Raw genomic sequence first — 5,941 nt, forward strand, 5'->3', positions numbered from 1 at the left:
TTCCTACCCCTGATGGGCCCGTGACGCTGACTGACGTCTGGGCCGAGGGAGCCGCAACGGGTCGCCTGACCAGCGGGCGGCCCCTCGCCGACGCGGCGCTCCTGCGCCTCTTGTGCGTCATGCACGCGCGGGCGCACGGCGAACCGCAACAGTACCTGCAGCAGCACGAAGCGGGCCTGCAACTGTACGACCTCACGCGGCCCTTCATGCAGGTGCCCGCCGCGTGGACGGACACGCTCCCCGAGACCCCCATTCACGCCCTGACCCTCTGCCACGCCACCGGCCGCGACGCCACCCTCCTCGGCGGCACCCTAGACGCCTCTCCCCGGGCCGTCTCTGCAGCGGATGCAGTCCTGGATCTGCTCACCTATCACGCATTCGCGCCAAGCCGCGGCGTGACCCGCTTCCACTACAGCAAGGACACGCCACTCGCCCGGGTACTGACGTTCCACGCGCACGGAGCCACCCTTCAGGACACCCTGGCCCTGAATGCGCCGCCCGTTGCCCCGACGCCTCCCACCTGGGAGCGCGCACCAGACTGGCAGGCGTGGCGCCAGGCCGATCCCATTCCACTCGACGCGACCACCGTGCACGCATGGCCCTGGCGGAGCGCCACCCTCGTCCCGGACAGCACCACGCAGGTCAGGGCGGTCAAACTGGCCAGTGGTCCCGTCCCGACCGCAGCGCCAGAACAACCAAGTCCGGACGCGCACGCCCTGCAGTCCACCGTGCCGGAAGCGGACCACGTGCGACTGGGCCGCGCGTACGAGCAGCGCCGCAATCCCCCGTCCCGGGAGGGCCGGAGAGCCTTAGTGGATGCTCTGCGCCAAACGCTGCTCAGAGACCCCCTGGCTCCGTTGGGGTTTCGGCATGCACTAACTCAGGGTGCCCAGCGCGTCAGCGTGACGGGTCTGAGTACGCGGCCAGGTCAGCCCGTCATCCTGGGCGTCATTCAGGCGGAGCTGCCTTGGCCCACCATCGCCCCTGGGGACGCCGCAGCGTTGCTAACTGTCGTGCAGGAACAGGCGGACGCCCTCGAGCGCGTGCTGTATGTCCGGGCCAAGACAGAGGGAAGGACCCGTCAGGATGTGCAGGCGGCCCCAGACCTGCGGGTGTACTGGGAGAACGTGTGGCCGTATCTGAGTGGCGCGCTGGTAGGCGCTGTGCTTGAAGAGGTGCTTGCTGAGGTGGCGCAAAGCTGCGCGGCCAGCGCCTTGAAAGGGGCGTCATCCTCCCTGTTGCGGTTTTCTTGAAACCAGCAGTACGCTGTGCATGCAGCCTGTAGCGCATCAGCCATTAGGCGGCCCGACGCCTGTCTCTATGGTTGGAGGAGAGACAATGCGGCCCGCACAGGTTCGACTGTAACTTTAAACTAGTGAGTGGGGTGACTGCGACAGGAAGCGGCAGTCAAGAAAGATAAGGACGGCCCATGCTCACCCTCCCGCTCTTCTTTTCGTTGTTGCTGCAAACTCTCATTCGCCGTGTTTCATACATTGATTGTGGCGTCGATTCTATCTATGTCGTAGCTTTTGATTTGATTAAGATACATAGAATAATATCTACCTTTCTTTTCCATAAGTTGGATATGGCCTCCTTGTTCTACTATTTCGCCATTTTCTAGATATAATATTCTATCGACATATTTTGTTAGTGCCAGTCTATGCGTTATGATTACTGTTATTTGATCTTTCAGTATTTCCTGAACTTTGCTCAGAAAGGCGGCTTCTGAGTTGGCGTCAAGCGAAGAAGTTGGCTCATCCATAACAATGAGATCCCATTTGTCATACAACAATCTAGTGAATGCAAGTTTTTGCCATTGACCGCCGGATAAGTCAATACCGCTAGGGTCGAATTCTCGACCGACAATCATGTTCGCAGCATCATTTTGAAAATTGTCAAAGAATTTAGTATCTTCCATTAACTTAATTATCTTTGAATCGCTTTCTTGAGAATAGGCGAGCAAAATATTCTCTTTAATTGTGAAATTATACCTGCCAAAATCTTGGAACATCACTCCCACTCTGAAATCATTCTCATACGCACTAGAGAGAGAAATAACACCACTGCTAGGTGCAAATAAGCCAGATAATAATTTACCTAATGTGGTCTTTCCTGACCCATTCTCCCCAACAATTGCAATACTTTCCCGGTCTCTAATACTGATTGACAAATTTCTTATTGCCCAAGCCTCGGCGTCTGGATAAGAAAATGAAATATCACGAACCTCTATTCCCTTCTGCTCGCTGAAATGAGACTGCCTGCACTGGATGGGGTGGCTTTCTTCTATATTTAAATACCGAATATAAAATTCAAAAAACTTACGGTCTTCTAGTATTGTACTCAATGAAGAATTTATTATAATAGCATTGCTATGCAAACCGCTGAACGCCGTGAGTATAAAAATTAGGTCTCCAGCGTTGACTTTTGCATGATTTTTCGTATATCCATAAATTAATGCGAACTCCACTAATATAACCAAAATAATACCAATATTTTGGTATAAGAAGCTAGCGATAGACAATTTTTTATTCAATTTTTCAGACTCGTCACGAGAATGCTTAACCTTGTTCTGAAAGTATTGTTCTGCCTTGTATGCTCTCAGCTCAGTCTTAGAATGTCGCGAGGTCAAAAGGGAATCTAAATAAGAGTTGAATCGAGCAAGATGCACGATTCTATCGTGCCACAGGAGATTAAATTTAACGGAGCGCTTAGAAAGATATATTGAAAAATAGATCGGTATCCCAATACTAATAATATAAATATCGAAATACTTGTATAATGAAACCAAAAATACAATAAATATCACTGTATTCTGCGATATGCTTAAAATGTTTGAAAAAATTGATAGTGGACGGCTGGACATCTCGCGCTGAGCCTTGAATAGATCATCTCTGCTTTTATTAGATTCAAAATATTCCAAGGAGAGGTGTATAGTCTTGTCTATCAGCAAATTGTTTAAATAGTTCGTAATTCTCAGTGAAAGTAAATCCTTTAAAAATCCACTAGCTGCAATAGCTAAAGCATATATTGTACCGAACACAAGAATCCTACTGATGAGGATCATTGCTTCTGCTGAGCTAGTTTGAGGCGAAGCAATGACCCTCATCGAATCAGCGACAAGGTAGGGTAGAATACCTGATATGATTACAATTATTAATATTGTAGAAAGAACATAAATATTCTTAGATAATATTTCCTGATATATTTTTATATTATTCATTCTTTGCACCGATTTGTGTTCCATTAGGCGCCAAGTATTCTTTTTGGAGGCTAATGCTGGTGATTTAGAAGGAGGTTCGTCATCGCTGGGGTCATACCGATTTCTGGACAATGGCACTCAACCCAGAGAAACTGACCATTGGGATTATTTTCTACAAAGTAGTATTTCCCATCGGTTGATTTAATGATATCAAGAGCACTATAATTTAGTTTATAAGATTTGACGAACTTTCGGCACAAATCGGCTAGGTCTTCGGGGATATAGTAGATACTATGAGGAATTTCTACTTGATAATTTCGCCAATCAATCATGGTCTCAGGATCCGACTGAGAATCAATTCTACAAGAGAATACATCATTCCCAATAACTGTTACTCGTAATTCATAGTCTTTTTCAATATACTCTTGCACTAAAATCGGTGCATTTTGAACACTCTCCATTTGATTAATAATATCTTTCGTTAGGATAGTCGTCTGGGTCGTCAAAAGATCCGGCTGGTCTATTTTAAATCCCATTCTGCGAAAGTAAGAAAGATCATTGATTGATGGACCGCATAAAGTTTTATAAATTATTCTTTTCTTAACACTATTTATAAAATCTATCACATCAGATTTTCTATTTGTTATTACTGTTCGTGGTACGTTAAATCCCATGCGATGCGCACGCCGCAGCTGGTCAATTTTTCTTTCTGCCCTATCAATATTATCTGGATGACTCACCCAGTGGGTATCAATTCCAAGAAGCAACCCTCTGATTGTTGATTTAGTTTCACGATCAGCAAACAGGTTTTCTTCAATTTGAGGGGATTGTAGATAAACGGATGTAGGCCTCCTCCACCATATAGACGACACTCGATCAAGGTCAATGCTCTTTTCATTATATACATTTGTTATAACAGTTCGAAAGTTATCGTGAGAAATGTGATACTTATCGTGAATTCTATCTGTATTCAATCTAAAAAAGTCAATACCGCTCTCGTTAAAATGCTCTGCAAAAAAATCAGCATGGGTATCTTCTTCACAAGTCACGATAACAATCTTTTTCATTGGATCCCCTTTATATAGGATATGCGGTCCCAAATATCACGCTGATATAGCGAATCGATTATAAGAGATGCTCTAAATCTTATAGAACACCTAATAGGATTACATACTATAATCACTGAAATTGATACGATAACGACCAGATCAAAAGGTCCAGTCGCTATCTTATCAATGATTAACTGTAATCTTGGTTGCTGTCGGTATACGAGCCGTCTGAAACCGTTTGGGCATCAGTAGTTTGGCCCACTCCTAAAAATCCTGGATTCGTTATATAATACTGGGTCGTCGTTTTGCTTGTTGTGTAGTAAGTATTATAACCTGGATTGTTTGCCGCGCTAATACGATTAGACTGAGATTCTTCATTGTATTCTAGGGGCGACATGTCTTCTACGTGAGGGGTTTTCGCTAAATTAAATCCCAACATAAATCCTCCTTAAATGTTTAAGCGTAGTCTTGCTTTGAATCAGTATAGCTATTTGAATCGTGATCAATTTTATTAAAACCGTAGGGATCGGTTCTAATAATCTCAGTTGGCTGGCTAGTGGTCCAATAAGTGTTATACCCCGTGCCTCCCGCCAGCAGAATGCGTCCACTCTGCTTAGAGTCGTCGTACGAAGGAAGCTCTCCCTGGACAATAAAAGGGGCTTTCGAAACTTGGAATCCTAACATATTAATTTCCTCCCTACGAATACACCAAGAGAACCTTCGCAACTTTTTCGCCGCGATAGGCTTCTCTGCATCATCACTTTGCAGAAAGACAACTCTTTTGGTGTAAGGGGATCCTACGTCCGATGACACCAAGCGCAAGCAATATTTGACCAGCTCAACACATCCTGTCTATACATGTCGCTCTACGTCACACTCATCCTGAAAGGCTCAGGAACCCATTTAAAGTGCGTCTGAAAAACGTGCTGGCGCAGGTTTTCTCAGAGGCATCGTGCGCGCACGGTAGAGGTCGGAGATGGGGCACCCATGACCCGAGCTGCGTATCCAAACGATCTGACCGACGCCGAGTGGAAGGTACTTTGTCTGTGATTAGCGGTCGCTTGGGTGCCCGGCTTCCGGCCGGGCACTCCTGCCGTTACCATGCTCTCCATGGGCACTGGGGCGACTGAGAAGGATCTCTTATAGATCATCCGTCGTCAGTCCGAGCAGATCGACCAGTTGATCGCCGAGAACAAAGCCCTCAAAGCGGAAATCGCCCGCCTGAAGAAGCGCATCGAGGAACTCGAACGGCGGGAACGCAAGTACGCCGCCCCCTTCAGCCGGGAGAAGCGCACCGCCGATCCCAAATCACCAGGACGGCGTCCTGGTGAAGGCACTTTCGCCCACAAGGCCCAACCCACGCCAGAGCAGATCACGGCAACCGTTGAGGTCGACACGCCCAATACCTGTCCTCGCTGTGGGTTCACGGGCCTGCTGATCTTCGTTAGGACATGGCCTGGGTCACGGAACTCGTCCCCCAGAACGCCATGCAGGTCGCCGAGTGAACTGGATAGAGTTTGGTGGAGGGTAAGTTCAGTGTGATCCACACTGGAGGACAGAATGTCCGTACCCAAGCAGAAATTCACCGCTGAGTTCAAACAAGAAGCCGTCCGGCTGGTCCGCACGACCGGAAAGAGTTGCGCCCAGATTGCCCGTGACCTTGGCGTTCCCCCTCACTACGTCGTCCGGTGGA

Annotated in this window: 4 protein-coding genes; 2 read left to right on the forward strand and 2 right to left on the reverse strand. The window is 47.9% G+C overall.

Features of this window, described 5'->3' with window-relative positions:
* The first annotated feature begins 20 nt into the window (after nt 1-20).
* Nucleotides 21-1,253: a type I-E CRISPR-associated protein Cse1/CasA gene (locus CBQ26_RS18930; RefSeq protein WP_088250183.1), complete on the forward strand. Its 1,233-nt coding sequence runs from the start codon at nt 21-23 to the stop codon at nt 1,251-1,253.
* A 233-nt stretch (nt 1,254-1,486) separates the two neighbouring features.
* On the opposite strand, the gene CBQ26_RS18935 is transcribed toward CBQ26_RS18930, so the two are convergent.
* Entirely contained in the window at nt 1,487-3,244 is a 1,758-nt protein-coding gene (locus tag CBQ26_RS18935) for an ATP-binding cassette domain-containing protein (RefSeq protein WP_088246944.1), read from the reverse strand.
* A gap of 26 nt (nt 3,245-3,270) precedes the next feature.
* Nucleotides 3,271-4,266 (reverse strand): MvdC/MvdD family ATP grasp protein, encoded by a 996-nt coding sequence (locus tag CBQ26_RS21535; protein ID WP_143341937.1) that lies wholly within the window; start codon nt 4,264-4,266, stop codon nt 3,271-3,273.
* 1,542 nt (nt 4,267-5,808) lie between these two features.
* On the opposite strand from CBQ26_RS21535, the gene CBQ26_RS23200 reads away from it, so the two are divergent.
* On the forward strand, nt 5,809-5,941 hold a 133-nt coding region (locus CBQ26_RS23200), incomplete at its 3' end, for a transposase (RefSeq protein WP_216360389.1).

Source organism: Deinococcus indicus (assembly GCF_002198095.1).
In the GTDB taxonomy this organism is placed as follows: domain Bacteria; phylum Deinococcota; class Deinococci; order Deinococcales; family Deinococcaceae; genus Deinococcus; species Deinococcus caeni.